Genomic DNA, 18,141 nt, shown 5'->3' on the forward strand with positions numbered 1-18,141 from the left:
TAAATGCATCAGAAGATCCACTTCCAGTACATAATAAAGTGGCTACTTCCCAACCATCCCACTTAGTTAATCACACGTTGCACTGAATATATATCAGGTGTTTGCTTAATACGTTCCACTACTTTATGCAAATGAGAAATATTTGAAATCGAAATCGTTAAATGAATCGTTGCCATTTTATCACGATCTGCACGACCACTCACTGCTAAAATATTCGTTTTTGTTTCGCTAACAATTTGCATGATTTCATTTAAAATTCCTGGTCTATCGAAGGCTGAAACTTCAATATCAACAGGGTATTCTTTTTTCTCTGGAGTAAGTCCATGTTCCCATTCAACTTCTATTAAGCGCTCCTGCTCATCATCAACTTGAATATTTGGACAGTCTGCACGGTGCACTGAAACACCTCTTCCTTTCGTTATGAAGCCTACAATTTCATCTCCAGGAACTGGCGTACAGCAACGTGAAAGTCGAATAAGCATATTGTCTATATCTTTTACAATAACACCCGATTCTGTACGTTTTTGTGGAATAGGGTTTTTCATTTTTTGTTCAATTTTCTCAAGCGCTTCTTCCTGTTCACGCTCTTTGCGACGTTTTTCCGCTAGACGATTAACAACTTGCTGAGCTGTAATTCCATTCATGCCGACAGCTGCATATAAATCGTCTTCATTTGTATAGTTGAATTTTTCACATACACGCTTCAAATTTTCCGCTGACATTGTTTCTTTTACGTCAAAACCTTGTGCACGGATTTCCTTTTCTATCATCTCTTTACCTTTGATGATATTTTCTTCACGAAGATGACGTTTGAAAAATTGCTTTATTTTATTTTTCGCCTGTGAGGATTGGGCTATTTTCAACCAATCACGACTCGGACCAAATGATTGCTTAGAAGTTAAAATTTCAATAATATCTCCCGTTTTCAAAGGTGTATCAAGTGGTACCATTTTGCCATTAATTTTCGCGCCAATTGTACGATTCCCAACTTCTGAATGCACACGATATGCGAAGTCGATAGGTACAGAGCCTGCTGGTAATTCAATGACATCTCCTTCTGGTGTAAATACATAAACCATATCAGAAAACAAATCAAATTTTAAAGATTCCATAAATTCTTCAGCATTAGAAGATTCGTTTTGGAATTCCAAAATTTCTCGGAACCACGTTAATTTTTGGTCGACATTTTGTTTTACATTATCAACTTTTTTACCTTCCTTATATGCCCAATGTGCTGCAATCCCGTACTCGGCAATTTTATGCATTTCCTTCGTACGAATTTGAACTTCTAATGGGTCACCATAAGGACCAATTACTGTTGTATGCAGTGATTGATATAGGTTTTGTTTTGGCATCGCAATATAATCTTTAAAACGTCCAGGCATTGGCTTCCATAATGTATGCACAATCCCAAGTACGGCATAGCAATCTTTAATACTATCGACAAGTACACGAATGGCTAATAAATCATAAATCTCGTTGAACTGTTTCTTTTGGAACACCATCTTACGATAAATACTGTAAATATGTTTTGGGCGACCATAAACATCCGCTTCAATTTCAACATCTGTAAGCTGTGACTTCATCTCAGCCATTACATTGTCTAAATATGCCTCACGCTCATCACGTTTTTTCTTCATAAGACTGACAATGCGATAATATTGCTGTGGATTTAAATAACGAAGTGCTGTATCCTCAAGCTCCCATTTAACAGTCGAAATCCCAAGACGATGCGCAAGTGGTGCAAAAATTTCAAGCGTTTCTTTAGAAATACGGCGTTGTTTTTCTGCTGGTAAATGCTTTAACGTGCGCATATTATGTAGGCGGTCTGCCAGTTTAATTAAAATGACACGAATATCCTGCGCCATAGCTACAAACATTTTTCGATGGTTTTCTGCTTGTTGCGCTTCTTTAGATAAATATTTAATTTTCCCTAGCTTTGTTACACCGTCTACAAGCATCGCAACCTCTTCGCCGAATTCACGAACTAAATCGTCACGCGTAAAATCCGTATCCTCGACAACATCATGTAAAAAACCAGCCGCAACTGTTTCAGGATCCATTTGTAACTCAGCTAAAATACCAGCTACTTGCACAGGGTGAATAATATACGGTTCACCCGAGCTTCGGAATTGCTCAATATGGGCATCCCTTGCTAATTCATATGCTTTTTTCACGAATGCTACATTTTCATCATTCATGTAGGATTTGACTAACTCAAAAACGTCCTCGGGAGTCAAAATTTGCTCTTTCGCCATAACATGTCCACCTTGCTCGTCAAATTTTTCAGATTAGATATAAACTTAATTGTATAAAATATTATGGGCTATTGTAAAGTAACTGTGTCATTTTGTTTAGTTATTCTCGTGAACAATGTGAAAAATGGAAAAAATATTCTCTGAAATGAATAAAAAGACTCTTTGCGAAAGTAATATTCGCAAAGAGTCTCTCTTCTCGTATCATAGTTGTTAGCTTATTTATTATACGCTACAGCAATTTTTGTACCAACTACTGCATTATTTTTTACTAATGCAATATTGGCATCAAGGCTTTTGCCTTCTGTTAATTCTTTAACTTTTCCAAGTAAGAATGGTGTCACGTTTTTACCTTGAATACCGTTTTCTTCTGCTTCTACTAGAGCTTTTTCAATGATTTCTGTTATGAATGAATGCTCAAGCGCTTCAGACTCTGGAATTGGGTTAGCAATGACAGCTCCGCCTTTTAAACCTAATTGCCATTTTGCACGTAGCATTTCTGCCACTTCCTCTGGTGTATCAATCTTGAAGTTTACATCAAAACCGCTTTGACGTGTATAGAATGCTGGTAGCTCATCTGTACCATATCCAACAACTGGTACACCTTTTGTTTCTAGATATTCTAAAGTTAAACCAATATCTAAAATAGACTTAGCACCCGCACAAATTACCGCAACATTTGTTTGTGCTAATTCTTCTAAATCTGCTGAAATATCCATTGTTGTTTCAGCACCACGGTGTACCCCGCCGATACCGCCAGTTACAAAAATTTCAATACCAGCTAGCTCCGCACAAATCATTGTTGCAGCTACAGTTGTCGCTCCTAATTTTTTTGTTGCTAAAAGATAGCCTAAGTCACGACGAGATGCTTTTGCTACACCTTGTGCATTACCGAACATTTCAAGTTCTTCATCTGATAAACCAATTTTAATTTTACCATCGATTAATGCAATAGTTGCTGGTACTCCACCATTATCACGAACAATTTGTTCCACTTCACGTGCTGTTTGTACATTTTGTGGATATGGCATTCCGTGAGAAATAATTGTTGATTCTAATGCTACGATTGGTAAACCTTTTGCTTGTCCTGCTTTTACTTCTTCTGATAATACGATGAATTCTTTCATGTGTTATTCCTCCATTTCACTGTTTAACAAATCAACTGATAGCTCAGGTCTTACTGTATATGGGGATGCAAGTGTATTTTTGGCATTCGTTAAGCCTGCATCAATACATGTTGCAAAGGATTGCCCTGTAAGCCAACTATGAATTACAGCACTGACAAAGGCGTCTCCTGCACCTGTTACATCTTCAATTTTTTCTATAGCTTTAGCTGCGTAATGACTTGGCTTCGTTGTAGTGGAAGCTGCATACACACCCTTGCTACCCGCAGTAATAATTACCTGTTCAGCACCTAATTTAAGAAGTTGCTGTAAAGCCTTTTCATAATGAGCAGAGTTTTCGATTTTATGACCAACAATCGTCTCTGCTTCATCAGTGTTACAAATAAACCATGTTACACCTTGCAACGTATCGGGTAATCGATTCATTTTTGGCGAAGATACCGGTACGATGACAAACGGAATGTCACGGGCAATTGCAACCTGCTGTATGTAAGCCACTGTTTCCTTTGGACAGTTTAAGTCCATAATAAAGCAGCCCGCATTCATCAGCATTGCCTCATGTTTTTTTAGCAAACTCGGCAATAAAAGATCATATACTTCCATATTTGCTACCGCTAATGCTAGCTCGCCCTGCTCATCCATAACCGCAGTATAGGAACCAGTCGAAGCATCAGGTAACTGTTCCACATAACGTAAATTCATAAATGGCTCTGAAGCTTCTTGGATAACTTGCCAATCAGCATCTTTGCCGGCAGTAGTTAGCAATGTAACTTGATGATTTAATCTGCCTAAGTTTTCAGCAATGTTTCGTCCAACACCACCTACACTAAATGAAGAGCTTGCAGGATTGGATGTACCGAACTGGACATTCCCCTTTACATGAAATTTTCGGTCAAGATTGGCTCCACCGATACAAATGATTTCATTTTCCTCAGGCAAAATATACGCACGACCTACAATTTTTCCCTGCTTCGTTAAGCTCGACACTAAATTAGCAAGGACTGGTCGAGATAGATTCATCTTATCGGCCATCTCTTGTTGAGACATAAACGGATTCTGGCGAATTAATGCAAGGACCGCCTGTTCTCTTTCATTCATAGCATCACCTTTTGTTATATTTGTTTACATTATAAACTTTTGTTTGATTGATGTCAAAAAAAATTTAAACAAAAAAGTTGAAGCCTTATGTTATTGGCTTCAACTTTGTCGTTGTTTACACTATTGCTTCAATGAAACTAAAATGTCCTATTGAATAAAATATGGCTCTTCTGCTGCAAATCAACCATTTCACTTAGTATGTATTATCTGCCATGTCACTCTAATTTATCGTGATAAAACAAAACTCCAGCAACAGACTTTTTTGCGCGAAAGCGTAGCGGCAGCGACAAGTGTTTTTTGCGCGAAAGCGTAGTGTAACGTAGCGACAGCGACAACAAAAGCGAAAGAGACGGCTCGATGTCACAAAAATCGCGCTATAAGCAAAGCGAGTAGCTAGTTATTAAGTATTGGCATGATGAGGTGTTTGCTTTTTCACGATGATGACAAATAAACCTGCCAATGCACAGAACATTCCTGCAATGAAAAAGGCCCAAGTATATGAATTGAAAAACTTATAGATGAGGCCTCCACCATAAGCAGCAACTGCTGCTCCTGCTTGATGTGATGCGAAAATCCACCCATAAATAATGCCACTTTTATTTGCACCAAAAATTTGTCTAGAAATACTAATCGTTGGAGGTACTGTAGCAATCCAATCTAATCCATAAAATATTGTAAAGATTGTCAGTAAAGTGAGCGACTCTTGCATTAATGCATACGGGAGTAAAAGCAGAGACGTTCCTCTTAAAAGATAATACCAAAACAATAACCATCGATTATCAAAACGATCAGACAGCCACCCTGATAAAGTAGTGCCTACAAGATTAAACACTCCCATAAAAGAAAGAAAGGATGCAGCGGTTACTAAAGGGACTCCAAAGCTAATACAGTATGAAACAAAATGAGTACCAACTAACCCACTAGTTGAAAGTCCACAAATAAAAAAACTTCCCGCTAATAACCAAAATTCTTTCTTCTTTATTGCCTCAAATAAACCATTAAAAGCAATACTAATCGGATTTTTTTTATGATTCTCTTGTTGCACATCTAAATCTTCTTCCATTCCATAAGGAAAAATTCCAATATCCTGTGGTTTATTTTTAATAAATATAGAAATAGTGATGAACATAATAATACTTAGAATGAGAATTAATCCAATCGCCCATCGCCAAGAATAATGCTCAATAATAATCGCCAATATTGGGAGGAGAATTAACTGCCCTGTTGCAGTACTCGCCGTTAAAATCCCTACTGCCAACCCTCTACTTTTCACAAACCAATGATTCGCTACATAAGGACTTAACACCGTTAAAAAAAGACTTGCTCCTAAACCAATAATACCGCCCCATACAATGATCAACTGCCATGATTGAGTCATGAAAAGCGTAAGCAACATGCCTATGAATAATGTAGCCATCGCACCTAGCATCATTTTCTTTAAACCCACTATTTCTAGTAATGCCGCCATAAACGGTCCCGAAAAACCATATATAAATAGACTCACTGCAAAAGCTAAAGCAATTAAAGATCGATCCCAATTAAATTCTTTTTCAAAGGAGTCTATAAATACCCCTGATGATGACATTGTAATCCCTGCAACAATAATTGAGAAAAAGGTTACGACTAAAATAAACCAGCTATAATGAATACGCTTCATCTTGACACCTTCATTTCTTGAAAGATTTTTTTAAATACTCTTTAATGAAAAAGATCTCAATATATGTATATGCATATATTTCTGGGGTAAATGCCTTTTAAAAACATGTATATACATATATAATCTTAGTAATCGCCTTTATTACTGTCAAGAAACATTTTCCAACTTAACGAAATAAATCAATAAGGCTACTATAATATTGAACCAACTAGAAAAGGAGTAAGGAGCAATGAAGAATATAGATTACACACAAATATGTGTATGTGCAAACCTTCGAAAAAAAACAAGAGTCGTGACACAATTGTATGATAAATTATTACAGCCCACTGGCTTAAAAGTTACACAATACTCAATGCTAGCAAATATCGATCATCACCAATCAGTTTCCATCAGTCGACTAGGTGAAATTTTGCTGCTCGATCAAACAACCATTACACGCAATATTAACTTGTTAAAGCAAAATGGCTATGTAGATTTAACAAGAGATCCGCAAGATGCTCGAGCAAAGGTCATTACACTAACTGATAAAGGGGTTGAAAAATTAAACGATGCAGCTCCCATTTGGCAAGATATCCAAGAAAGAATTATCAATGATATTGGCTTAGAAAAATACAATGATTTTTATGAAACATTGAAAACTATGCAAAAAATAATTCAATCTTATGATGAAGAATAAATAAACGGACCTAAACAAAAGAATCCATTTTGAAATGATTGATCAGAATGGATTCTGCATGTTGATTATGTCAATTAAATCAAGGTGTCAATTAAGTACAGCTCTTCGGAAAAACGAAGGGTTGATTTCCGTTCCGGCTAGGCGCTTTCCTGGGGGCGTCCGATGAGCCGCTTCACTCGCGTTGCTCGCTCCAGGGTCTCATCTGTGACGTTGATCCCCGAGGAGTCGCCTAGCCTTCACTCCAATCAACTTATTCACATAGAATACATCTTCTGCTATGTTATTTGAATTTATAGTGCAAATATGTAAAAAACCGCGACAGTAATTGCAAATATACAATCGCTGCGATGTTATAAATCTATTCTGTTCGTTTATATGATGAGAAGTCATTCCTAGCATAATTCCCCTTTTGACAAGATAATTGCTTGCCCTCCTACCATAACTCTTGGATTATTTTTATTTATTAATTTTGTAAGAATATTAGAAGGTCTGCCCATACTATGCCCTTGAAGGAACGAGTACTCTTGATCAAATTCATTTAGTATGTCGTTATGAAAAAGATAATAAGTTAATGCCCCATTTGAAGTACCTGTTGCGGCTTCCTCATCAATACCGTAGAGTGGGCAAAAGTTCCTACTCTCTGCTATCCCTTCTTCTGTGTCGAGCGTAAATGCATGAACGCCCACCACTTTATTAATCTTTGTATATTCAGCAAGTGCTTTAAAATCAGGATTTAAAGCATACAAATCATCCTTTGTTTTTATTGGAAGCATTATATCCCAAAGACCCGTACTTGCAGCTTGAGGCACTAGATTGACATTTATATCTCCTATTTGGCTTTTATCAATTTTGAAAAGGTTAGAAAACTATCATAATCATCGAATATTTTTCCTAACTGAGATTTAGCTTGCTCCATCATGATAAATGATTGATTCACTTCAACAACAAGTGTGCCGGCGAGTGTTTTCATAATTTATGTATCATTATCTTCAATAGCACCACTGTCTAATAATGCCTTGAAGGATGCAATTGTAGCATGTCCACAGAGTTCAACCTGTGCAGTCGGTGTAAAAAACTTTATGTCAAAATTTTTATTGTCTATTTTTTAATAAATGCTGTTTCTGAAAATCTAACTTCTGCAGCAAATTTCTGCATAAACTCTTCGTCTAAATTTTCATGAATCAAACTACACCTGCTGGATTACCGCCAAATTGTGTTTTTGTAAAAGCATCAATTACATAATATGACAAAGCTAACTCTCCCTTAATAATGAATTTAAAATATCTTTATTCGATATTTCCTCATATCTTTATAAATAAAAAAACGCCACAAAAATGTGACGCTTTTCATTCTGTTGAAGAACTATTATGCCAATGAATTCCAATCAAGCAATTCATTTAGCAAGAATCCATCATTTATTAATATTGAATAAGTGTTTTTATGTTAATGTCGCCAAGTTTTGCACGTCCGTTTAGCTCTGTTAACTCGATAAGGAATGCACAGCCAACAACTTGACCACCTAATTGTTCAATTAAACGTACTGTCGCTTCAACTGTACCGCCAGTCGCAAGTAAATCATCACAGATTAATACTTTTTGACCTGGTTTAATCGCATCTTTGTGCATTGTTAGCGTATCTTTACCGTACTCAAGACCGTAGTCAGCACTAATAACTTCACGTGGTAATTTTCCTGGTTTACGAACAGGCGCAAAACCAATTTCAAGCGCATAAGCAACTGGACATCCGATAATGAAGCCTCGAGCCTCAGGACCTACTATAATTTCAGCACCTAATTCTTTTGCGTAACTTACGATTTGATCTGTTGCATATTTGTATGCAGGACCGTTATCCATAATTGTTGTAATATCTTTGAAGCTGATGCCCTCTTTCGGCCAGTTTTCAACCGTTGTTACGTATTGCTTTAAATCCATATTATTGTTCCTCCTACGAAACTTATTCGTATATTAATTTAATCGTTCATCAAACCATTGTTTTAATTCTATATAAGGGGCATATACTAGCTTCTGCTCCATTTCAATCTGTTCTGAACGCTGTTTGTAAGACGGTGCCTCTGTAAGTGCCTTTTTCGGTGCATTCACGTTGACAGTCGTCAGTCCACTCTCCATTTTAACAAAATCAAGCTCAAAAAACACCTGTGTCATAAATTTTAATGCATCTAACGGCCAACCTGTATGCTTAGCTAATTCAGCTAAATGCATATTTAATGGGAAAGCAGGACGATTTTTCAAAAACTTATAATACCAGGAGAATTGCTCACGTGTAGGCAATCCATTGAAATACTGAGAATCAGGCATATAAAAGTGTGCATATATACGAGAAGGCGCTGTTTTTTGTAAGACATTTTCTAACATTTGAACATTTTGTGGCAAATCCAGTAGCACGATATAATTGCTTTGTTCTACATTCGAAAGCGTAGGGTCCACTGCTAGAATTGGTACACCAATTAGCGACTCGTAATAGGTAATCGTCTCGGGACGGAAGGCGATGAATGTTGCCTCCTCTTTTGGGACCGTATTTAACCAGCGTGATGTTTGGCGAATACCACGAATATCAAATAATTGCCATTCTGTCGTTTGGACATCCTCTATCATAAATTGTGCTTTTTTACGCCCTTGCCATTCGTTAATTTGTAAATCCCCAGTAAATGATACTTTTATTCCATATGTTAACTCGTCGTGTAAATGTCCTTTATTGAAACCGACACTATCCAATTTTTCATAGCCATCCGTCAATTCCATTTTTATATGGTTTTCTGCTGCTCCAATTTTTCGCATGGAGGATATTTCTACATCTTCGAGCACATAAACAGGCTTCGGAAAATCCGTACCATATGGACCAAGCGTTGAAATTTCTTCAATCGCATCTGCTGAAATTTCATCCATTTTTAATGGGATATCAATATTGAGTACAGGTGTTAATTGTTCTTCTGATAAACATGCTTTTGCTTGAGCATCTAAGCGTGATCTTAATTCATCCACATGCTCAATAGATAATGTCATCCCCGCTGCCATAGGATGCCCACCAAAATGGGGTAATATATCTCTATTCTTAGCTAGTTCATTATATAAATGGAAGCCCTCAATACTACGAGCTGAGCCTTTAGCTGTTCCTTTTTCATGGTCTAATGAAAGTACAATTGTTGGACGATAATAAAGCTCCACAAGACGAGATGCGACAATTCCTACTACTCCAGCATTCCAGCCTTCACCAGTAATAACTAAAACGAGTGACTCTCCGACCTTTTTATCTGATTCAATGAGAGCAATCGCCTCATCTGTAATACTCTTTACAATATCTTTGCGCTCACTATTACACGTATTAAGCTGTTTCGCTAATGCTATTGCCTTAGCATTATCTTCAGCCATTAATAGCTCTACACCTGGCGCCGCTTCTCCTAGACGACCAACTGCGTTTAAGCGCGGTCCAAAGTAAAAACCGATTGTTTCTTCGTTAATTTTAGTTTGCTCTGCACTGGCTACTTCACACATTGCTTGTACCCAAGGGCTGAGTGAACGGCGCATTTCTTCTATTCCTCGTTTTACTAGGTAGCGGTTTTCATCTACTAAGGGTACTAAATCCGCTACCGTTCCAACAGCAACATATTCAATTAGATGCGTTGGCAGTTCTCCATATAGAGCATGAGCTAGCTTAAAGGCTACACCCACACCCGCAAGCTCGCCAAATGGATAATGTCCTTCTGGTATACGTGGATGTAAAATAATATCTGCTGCCGGTAATTCATCGCCCGGTTCATGGTGATCTGTAACGATAACATCCATACCTAGTTCCTTCGCGATACGAATCGGTTCAATGCCTGAAATACCATTATCAACTGTAATAATTAGCTGAACGCCCTCGTCATGTGCTTCACGAAATAGTGCTTCATTCGGCCCATAGCCATGAATAAAACGATTCGGTATTTTAAACGATACATCGGCACCGAGATCAAACAACACATTAAGCATTACTGTCGTGCTAGTGACACCATCCGCGTCGTAATCGCCATATACTAGGATTTTCTCTCCGTTTTCAAGCGCTTGCTCAATACGTGCTACAGCTTCTGCCATACCATGCATTAAAAACGGGTCATGAATACTTGCTTCTGTCATATTTAATAAGCTCTCTGCATCAGCAGTTGTTTCGCAGCCTCGTGCTGCTAAAATTTTCGCCGCAATTGCAGAAAGTTGTAGGTCATTTTGTAATGTTTGGACAAGTTTAGCGTCTGGGCGCTCTACCTGCCATCTCTTTTTCGATAGAATCATCTTTTCACTTCCTCACGAAAGCTATTATACCGAAAATCTAGCCTATCCGCACTATCCATCAGAATGATAGTTTTATCCATCAAATCGTCAATTCAATCCTTCGGTTTTGCTAAAGTACCCGTAGGATAGAACCAGCCAAGTGATGGAAAGAAATCAGAGTGACGGATAGAAAAGTCAAATTCGTGGATAGTACCGGCAGATTCATGGATAGAACAGCCAAAATCGTGGATAGTACCGGCAGATTCATGGATAGAACAGCCGAAGTCGTGGATAGTACCGGCAGATTCATGGATAGAACAGCCAAAGTCGTGGATAGTACCGGCAGATTCATGGATAGAACAGCCGAAATCGTGGATAGTACTGGCAGATTCATGGATAAAACAGCCGAAATCATGGATAGTACCGGCAAAGTCATAGATAGTACAGCCGAAATCGTGGATAGTACCGGCAGATTCATGGATAGAACAGCCGAAATCGTGGATAGTACCGGCAGATTCATGGATAGAACAGCCGAAATCATGGATAGAACAGCCAAAGTCGTGGATAGAACAGCCGAAATCATGGATAGAACAGCCAAAGTCGTGGATAGTACCGGCAGATTCATGGATAGAACAGCCGAAATCGTGGATAGTACTGGCAGATTCATGGATAAAACAGCCGAAATCATGGATAGTACCGGCAAAGTCATGGATAGTACAGCCGAAATCATGGATAGTACCGGCAAAGTCATGGATAGTACAGCCGAAATCGTGGATAGTACCGGCAGATTCATGGATAGAACAGCCGAAATCGTGGATAGTACCGTCAAAGTCATGGATAGTACAGCCGAAATCGTGGATAGTACCGGCAGATTCATGGATAGTACAGCCGAAATCCTGGATAGAACAGCCAAAGTCGTGGATAGTACCGTCAAATCCTCGGATACCAGTCTCAAAAGAAAAAAGCCTACTCCATTAAAGAGTAGACTTCTGAAACTCACCTTTTGAAGCAGACACTAATGCCTCAATTTTCTCCAAATTCCCTTCATGCAATGCTGTCACTATCGCACTGCCAACGATTACACCATCACTAAGTGCCCCCATGCTTACCACTTGCTCGGGCGTTGAAATTCCAAAGCCAGCTAATACTGGTATTTCGCTTGCTTCACGTAAGCGAGCAAAATGATCATTTAAGTCATTTGCAAAGCTTGTACGGGCCCCTGTGATTCCATTGACTGTTACAGCATAGACAAAGCCTTGACTGGCAGTCGCGATACGTGCAATTCGCTCTGGAGGACTTGTTAACGATACTAGCTGGACGATGTCGATACCATGAGAATTTAATGTGTCACGTAAGACGCCACTTTCCTCAAGTGGTACATCGGGAACGATTAACCCTTTAACGCCCCCCGCCTCACAAGCCTTCGCAAAAGCTTCTAATCCAAAGGCCAACACAGGATTCAAATACGTCATGACAACTAACGGAACTTGAATTTCTTCTTTAAATGAAGCTAATGCTTCTAGCACTTTACGTAATGTCACACCTTCTGCTAAAGCCCGTTCACCTGCTTGCTCTATCGTAGGCCCATCCGCTACAGGATCCGTGAATGGTATACCAACTTCAATGGCCGTTACACCCATTTGCTGCAGCTTGAAAATCGTTGGCTTCAAAGTTTCCAGACCCCCATCGCCAGCCATAATATATGGTATAAATGCTTTATTACCAGCGATTTTCGTTTCTTCAATTGCCTGCTGTAGTGTTGTCATTACATATCTCCTCCTAATGCTTTACGTACAGTATGAACATCTTTATCCCCTCGGCCGGATAAACACACAACAATGATGTCATCTGTAGACATTGTTTTTGCAAGTTTTGCTGTATAAGCAATGGCATGAGAGCTTTCTAGTGCAGGTAGTATACCTTCCGTTCTACACAGTAACTGCAAGCCCTCAAGTGCTTCACTATCTGTAATCGAATCAAATGTAACACGCCCAATATCATGTAAATAACAATGCTCCGGACCCTTCCCTGGATAATCTAGACCAGCTGAAATAGAATGCGCCTCTTGCACAAAGCCATTTTCATCTTGTAATAAATACATGTATGCACCGTGTAACACTCCTAGCTGTCCACCAGCAATTGCTGCCGCATGCTTTCCTGTCTCAATGCCACTGCCTGCAGCCTCTACTCCGTATAGCGCCACAGTTTCGTCGTCGACAAAAGGATGAAACATACCGATTGCATTACTACCACCGCCTATGCAAGCAACGACTGCATCTGGTAAACGTCCTTCCTTAGCTAAAATCTGTTCTCTAGTTTCAACACCAATTACACGCTGGAAATCCCTTACGATTTTCGGAAATGGATGTGGTCCTAAAGCTGAGCCTAAAATATAATGAGTATCTTCAACATTTGTCACCCAGTAGCGCAGTGCTGCATTGACAGCATCCTTTAATGTTTTTGAACCTGTTTCTACAGACTCTACTTTTGTCCCGAGTAGCTCCATGCGAAAGACATTCAACTGTTGGCGTTTTATGTCCTCTGCACCCATAAATACAACACATTCAAGATTCAATAATGCGCATGCCGTTGCCGTTGCCACCCCATGCTGCCCTGCACCTGTTTCAGCCACAATTTTCTTTTTACCCATTCGTTTTGCAAGAAGCGCTTGACCAATCGCATTATTAATCTTATGGGCTCCAGTGTGATTTAAATCTTCACGCTTTAAATAAATCTTCGCGCCGCCTAGCTCTTTTGTTAAATTTTCTGCGTAATATAATGGCGTCTCGCGACCTACATATTGTTGTAAATAATATTCCAGTTCCTCAGTAAATGTTTGATCATTCATTGCCCCATCATAGGCCGTCTCTAATTCCAACAAAGCTGTCATTAATGTTTCCGGAACAAATTGTCCACCAAATTTCCCATAACGCCCTTCCTTTGTCGGTACACTATTTGCAATTGAATTCGCCATTATTCTCTCCCCTTCTTCACTGCATGTAAAAATACGTTTATTTTTGCTATATCTTTTACACCGTTTGTCTCTACACCACTCGATACATCTACCATAAACGGCGACACAAGTGATACTGCTCCTTCAATATTTTCAGCTTGCAAACCACCTGCTAAAATTAACTTTTCTCGCGGAATCCCCACCATCTCTAGGAGGGTCCAATCAAACGTGTGACCACTGCCACCTTTAAAATCAGTCCCTGGTGCATCAAATAAGTAATAGTCCACATCATAGTTAGCAGCAACCTGAACATCTTCAATACCTCTTACGGACAAAGCTTTAATGGCTGGATAACCTTGCTGACGAATAAACTCCGGAGATTCTTCCCCGTGGTATTGCACATAATCTAATGGCACGCTTTCTACCGCTGTGCGTAATTCCGTTGCGCTTGGATTGACAAAAACACCAATTTTCAAAACGCTCTCTGGCACATGCTTGGCTAATTGCTGTGCCTGTTCAATCGTCACTCGTCGTTTACTTGGTGCAAAGACAAAACCAATTGCATCCGCTCCTGCCTTTACCGCTGCCTGCACATGCTGTTGTTCCTTCAGTCCACAAATTTTCACTTTCGTCATACAGATGCCCCCACCTTATTGACCTGTAGACTTTTTAGAGCAGTACCTATATCACCACTACGCATTAATGACTCACCTACAAGAACACCACTAGCTCCCATGGCTGCTACCACTTTAGCGTCTTCTTGTGTCCAAATCCCACTTTCACTTATTAATACTTTCTCTTCTTCGAACGGAAAAACTTCAGCAATTTCACGTGTGCGTTCTAGGCTCACCTCAAAGGTACGTAAATCACGGTTATTGACGCCAATCAGCTTGGCACCAACTGCAATAGCTCGTTCAAGCTCCTCAAGATCATGCACCTCAACTAATACCTCTAAATTCAAGCCTGTTGCATAGCTATACAGGTCACGTAATGCTTCATCTGTTAACGCGGCTACAATTAGCAAAATGATAGATGCACCTGATGCCTTTGCAAATCGGATTTGCACACGATCAATCATAAAATCCTTACAAAGAAGTGGCGTCTGAACAGCATTTGCAACTGCGGATAAATCATCAAAGGAGCCTTTAAAAAACTCTTTATCCGTTAAAACAGAAATGGCTGTTGCTCCTGCTTCTGCGTAACTTTTTGCTTGTGCCACTGGATTTGCCCCTTCTGCGATTAGCCCCTTTGAGGGAGATGCACGCTTCATTTCTGAAATTACCTGTAATGTTTCAGCTTTTCGTAATTGCTCAAATAATGAAGGACGCGGTTTTTCTGTAAAATTCGCTAATGGGTCGGGCTGTTCCAGTAAAGCACTAACTTCTATCTTTTTTTGTTCGAGAATTTTATTTAAGATATTCATTGTTGGATTTCCACTCCTTTAATATGCTCACTAAAAGTAACGACTGCCTCTAATTTTTGAAGGGCACGCCCGCTAAAAATACTATCCTTCGCTATTTCTACACCTTCTTTTACTGTTTCAGCAATTCCATAACTGAACAATCCAATACCAGCATTCAATAAAACTGTGTCAAAGTAAGCACCTTGTTTACCAGCTAATAAATTTCGCATAATAGCAGCATTTTCATCTGCATTGCCTCCACGAATGGCCTCTATTGGTGCATAACTAAGACCCGCATCCTCTGGAGTTAAAGAAAAAGGAATTAAGTCTCCTTTATCTACTAAGACAAAAGTATTTTGGCCAGCTAATGACGCCTCATCTAATCCTAGTGGCCCAGAAACGACCATTGCACGTTCACGCCCAAGCATTTGTAATACGGAAGCATACTCCATGACAAAATTAGGACGATTAATGCCTGTAAATTGCGTCGATAAAGGCACTGGATTCGTAAGTGGACCGACAAGATTAAATATAGTTGGCTTACCTAGTGCCCGACGTACTTCGCCGATTCGCTTTAATTTTGGATGGACATTTGGAGCATATAAAAAGGCTATTCCTTCTTTCTCTAACAGCTCAACAGTTTGTTCAATGGAAATATTCGTATGAATACCGAGTGCTTCCAAAACATCAGAGCTTCCTGATGCCGAAGAAATTTTGCGATTGCCGTGCTTCGCCATTTTGACACCTGCCCCCGCTAATACAAAGGCGCAAGCCGTACTTATATTAAATGTATTAAGACCATCGCCACCAGTACCGCAATTATCCATATAGATTCCTTCTTTTGCTGGCACGTTTAGCGCAAACGAACGCATAATGGTAGCTAGTGCCGCTACTTCATGTGCTGTTTCACCTTTGACAGATAGTGCCGTTAAAAAGCTTGCGATTTCTTCCTTTGGTGTGTCATCTTGGAACATCCATATTGCTGCCTGTAGCATTTCCTCATACATTAAATGCTCTCGTTGTTGTACTTTTTGACGAATACCTTCCATTAGTGTTGACCTCCTTCTTTTTCAAGTAGCAGCCAAAATTCCTGTTCGTCCTCTTCTACTTGTTTGAATACTTCTTTGACGTTTGTGTATTTCGTTACCGTTACAGTTGATTGCATATGCATCGTTTCATTTTCTATGACAATGGATTTCCCTGTTAAAGCAAAATCAAGATGACCGTTAAAACCGATAAATCCAAGGGCTCCTCCAAATATCCCAGCAGTTTGACTAGCTTTTTCTAAATAGTCCTTTGCCTGATTCTTTGGAATATCAGTTGATGCAAAAGGTGGTAACGTCGCAGCTAATACATCAAGTGCATGAAGCATCGGTAATATTTGCCCCTCGACTCTCGATGTCATGTGTAACGCGTACTTCGAGCGCTCAATTCTCATCGCCTCAATGACTTGAATGGAATCTCGGAAACATACAGACTGTAGCTCTTGTTGCAAGGCAGAAACAAGTACAGCATGTGACTTTCTAATATTTGTGTTTTCATATAGCTTTCGTTCATGTTCTAAATCTTCACTTTTTGTGGAACCTCTAGGCAACGTCCCCTCTATTGGTGTCGCAATCACACGGTCACCTTTTACTCGAATTAGGCTTTCAGGAGATGTTCCTAAAACAACATGATCCTCAAACTCTACATAATACATATAAGGAGCAGGATGCTTTTTACGCAATTGACGATATAAAGCGAAAGCATCCCCTTGTAAATTTGCTAAAAAACACTTTGATAAAACGACTTTTGTAATATCTTCATCTAAAGTAGCTTTGATGGATGTAAGAGAATCTGCAAATTGTTCATTCGTAGTCGATTCAAAAGGCTCATAGTTACAAGTTGTATCCTCTTCCTCTCTGCCTTTTAGAAGTTGCTCTGCTAACTCTTCTAAATTTGGTTCTTTTTTTTCTGCATCAATATTCGTATGAATCAAAGTAACCTCATCTGTTACATGATCAAACACAATGACTGTCTCATACACATGGAAGTGCACATCTGGTAGTTGCACTTTATCCTGAGCAGTTGATAATATCGTTGTGGCACCATGACCAACATAGCCAACAGCTCCACCTGAAAACGGGAATTGTGTCGTATTGGATATACGTGGCATTAATCTTTTCAATAAAACAAACATGTCGCCCTTATGTGTATATGTGTTTCCGGTCTTATATGAATATTCCTGAATCTCATCTCCAAAGCCTTTATACGTTTTCCTTGGATTAGCGCCGATAAAAGAAAAACGTCCTGCTCCCTCATGCTGTGCTGAACTCTCAAGTAAAAATTTATGATTTCCTTGTAGGCGTCTAAAAATTAAAATCGGTGTTAAAGAATCAGCATTAATGGTTTTCATTTTTGTTCTTGAACTCGTTGATAGCATAATGACCAAGCTCCTTTTTTAAATTTCTCCAGTAAGACTCTTATAAAGGTTTAGTTGCAAAGCGCAGTGCCACGTAGCGGCAGATGTTATTTACACGAAAGCGAAGGGTCAGTGGCAATTGCTTTCTATGCATAAGCGAAGCATTCATCCCCTTGCAAATTAAAAACAACAAAAAAAGTCCTCTGCAAAAAGGATTTTTCCTAATTGCAGAGGACGATCATGACCGCGTTGCCACCTCATATTAGAGCATATTTGCTCTCCCTTATGTGCCCTCGTCAGTAAAATACGACTA

At 39.2% G+C, this 18,141-nt stretch carries 16 protein-coding genes and 1 other annotated feature (1 of these 17 running past the window's edge); of the genes, 1 reads left to right on the plus strand and 15 read right to left on the minus strand.

Features of this window, described 5'->3' with window-relative positions; genetic code table 11:
- Nucleotides 1-62: 62 nt before the first annotated feature.
- The 4 genes from AC1DCY_RS13870 to AC1DCY_RS13885 all read right to left on the minus strand — a co-directional run bounded on the left by AC1DCY_RS13870 (nt 63) and on the right by AC1DCY_RS13885 (nt 6,134).
- Nucleotides 63-2,258: a RelA/SpoT family protein gene (locus AC1DCY_RS13870; protein ID WP_477350987.1), complete on the minus strand. Its 2,196-nt coding sequence runs from the start codon at nt 2,256-2,258 to the stop codon at nt 63-65.
- Nucleotides 2,259-2,473: 215 nt separating this feature from the next.
- Nucleotides 2,474-3,382, minus strand: coding sequence for a pseudouridine-5'-phosphate glycosidase (locus AC1DCY_RS13875; RefSeq protein WP_477350988.1), 909 nt, complete (start codon nt 3,380-3,382; stop codon nt 2,474-2,476).
- A gap of 3 nt (nt 3,383-3,385) precedes the next feature.
- Entirely contained in the window at nt 3,386-4,477 is a 1,092-nt protein-coding gene (locus tag AC1DCY_RS13880) for a carbohydrate kinase (protein ID WP_100546084.1), read from the minus strand.
- Nucleotides 4,478-4,877: 400 nt separating this feature from the next.
- Nucleotides 4,878-6,134, minus strand: coding sequence for an MFS transporter (locus tag AC1DCY_RS13885; protein WP_477350990.1), 1,257 nt, complete (start codon nt 6,132-6,134; stop codon nt 4,878-4,880).
- Nucleotides 6,135-6,363: 229 nt separating this feature from the next.
- Here AC1DCY_RS13885 and AC1DCY_RS13890 point away from each other — a divergent pair, with 229 nt between their 5' ends.
- On the plus strand, nt 6,364-6,810 hold the full coding sequence (locus AC1DCY_RS13890) for a MarR family winged helix-turn-helix transcriptional regulator (protein ID WP_477350992.1): 447 nt from the start codon (nt 6,364-6,366) through the stop codon (nt 6,808-6,810).
- Between the two features lie 392 nt (nt 6,811-7,202).
- On the opposite strand, the gene AC1DCY_RS13895 is transcribed toward AC1DCY_RS13890, so the two are convergent.
- From AC1DCY_RS13895 to AC1DCY_RS13945, 11 genes are all read right to left on the minus strand, one after another.
- Nucleotides 7,203-7,658, minus strand: coding sequence for a PhzF family phenazine biosynthesis protein (locus AC1DCY_RS13895; RefSeq protein ID WP_477351078.1), 456 nt, complete (start codon nt 7,656-7,658; stop codon nt 7,203-7,205).
- Between the two features lie 125 nt (nt 7,659-7,783).
- A complete protein-coding gene (locus AC1DCY_RS13900) occupies nt 7,784-7,912 on the minus strand; it encodes a PhzF family phenazine biosynthesis protein (protein WP_477351080.1) in 129 nt (42 codons plus the stop codon).
- A gap of 316 nt (nt 7,913-8,228) precedes the next feature.
- Nucleotides 8,229-8,741, minus strand: coding sequence for an adenine phosphoribosyltransferase (locus AC1DCY_RS13905; RefSeq protein WP_053484790.1), 513 nt, complete (start codon nt 8,739-8,741; stop codon nt 8,229-8,231).
- A gap of 33 nt (nt 8,742-8,774) precedes the next feature.
- The gene (recJ, locus tag AC1DCY_RS13910) at nt 8,775-11,093 is read right to left on the minus strand and encodes a single-stranded-DNA-specific exonuclease RecJ (protein ID WP_477350994.1); all 2,319 of its coding nucleotides are present in this window, start codon (nt 11,091-11,093) and stop codon (nt 8,775-8,777) included.
- A gap of 109 nt (nt 11,094-11,202) precedes the next feature.
- Nucleotides 11,203-12,027 (minus strand): hypothetical protein, encoded by an 825-nt coding sequence (locus AC1DCY_RS13915; protein WP_477350996.1) that lies wholly within the window; start codon nt 12,025-12,027, stop codon nt 11,203-11,205.
- 19 nt (nt 12,028-12,046) lie between these two features.
- Nucleotides 12,047-12,838 carry a tryptophan synthase subunit alpha gene (gene trpA, locus AC1DCY_RS13920; RefSeq protein WP_477350997.1) on the minus strand — a complete coding sequence of 264 codons (792 nt, stop codon included), beginning with the start codon at nt 12,836-12,838 and terminating at the stop codon, nt 12,047-12,049.
- A complete protein-coding gene (gene trpB / locus AC1DCY_RS13925) occupies nt 12,838-14,046 on the minus strand; it encodes a tryptophan synthase subunit beta (protein WP_477350999.1) in 1,209 nt (402 codons plus the stop codon). The genes trpA and trpB overlap by 1 nt, the downstream gene beginning before the upstream one ends.
- Nucleotides 14,046-14,660, minus strand: coding sequence for a phosphoribosylanthranilate isomerase (locus AC1DCY_RS13930; RefSeq protein WP_477351000.1), 615 nt, complete (start codon nt 14,658-14,660; stop codon nt 14,046-14,048). The genes trpB and AC1DCY_RS13930 overlap by 1 nt, the downstream gene beginning before the upstream one ends.
- Nucleotides 14,657-15,448, minus strand: a complete 792-nt coding sequence (gene trpC / locus AC1DCY_RS13935) for an indole-3-glycerol phosphate synthase TrpC (RefSeq protein WP_477351002.1) — start codon at nt 15,446-15,448, stop codon at nt 14,657-14,659. Before trpC ends, AC1DCY_RS13930 begins: the two co-directional genes overlap by 4 nt.
- Nucleotides 15,445-16,476, minus strand: coding sequence for an anthranilate phosphoribosyltransferase (trpD, locus tag AC1DCY_RS13940; RefSeq protein ID WP_477351004.1), 1,032 nt, complete (start codon nt 16,474-16,476; stop codon nt 15,445-15,447). Before trpD ends, trpC begins: the two co-directional genes overlap by 4 nt.
- A complete protein-coding gene (locus tag AC1DCY_RS13945) occupies nt 16,476-17,849 on the minus strand; it encodes a chorismate-binding protein (protein WP_477351006.1) in 1,374 nt (457 codons plus the stop codon). The genes trpD and AC1DCY_RS13945 overlap by 1 nt, the downstream gene beginning before the upstream one ends.
- A gap of 206 nt (nt 17,850-18,055) precedes the next feature.
- Nucleotides 18,056-18,141: a binding site (T-box leader), on the minus strand; it runs 179 nt beyond the window's last position.

Source organism: Lysinibacillus sp. 10T31 (assembly GCF_056394365.1).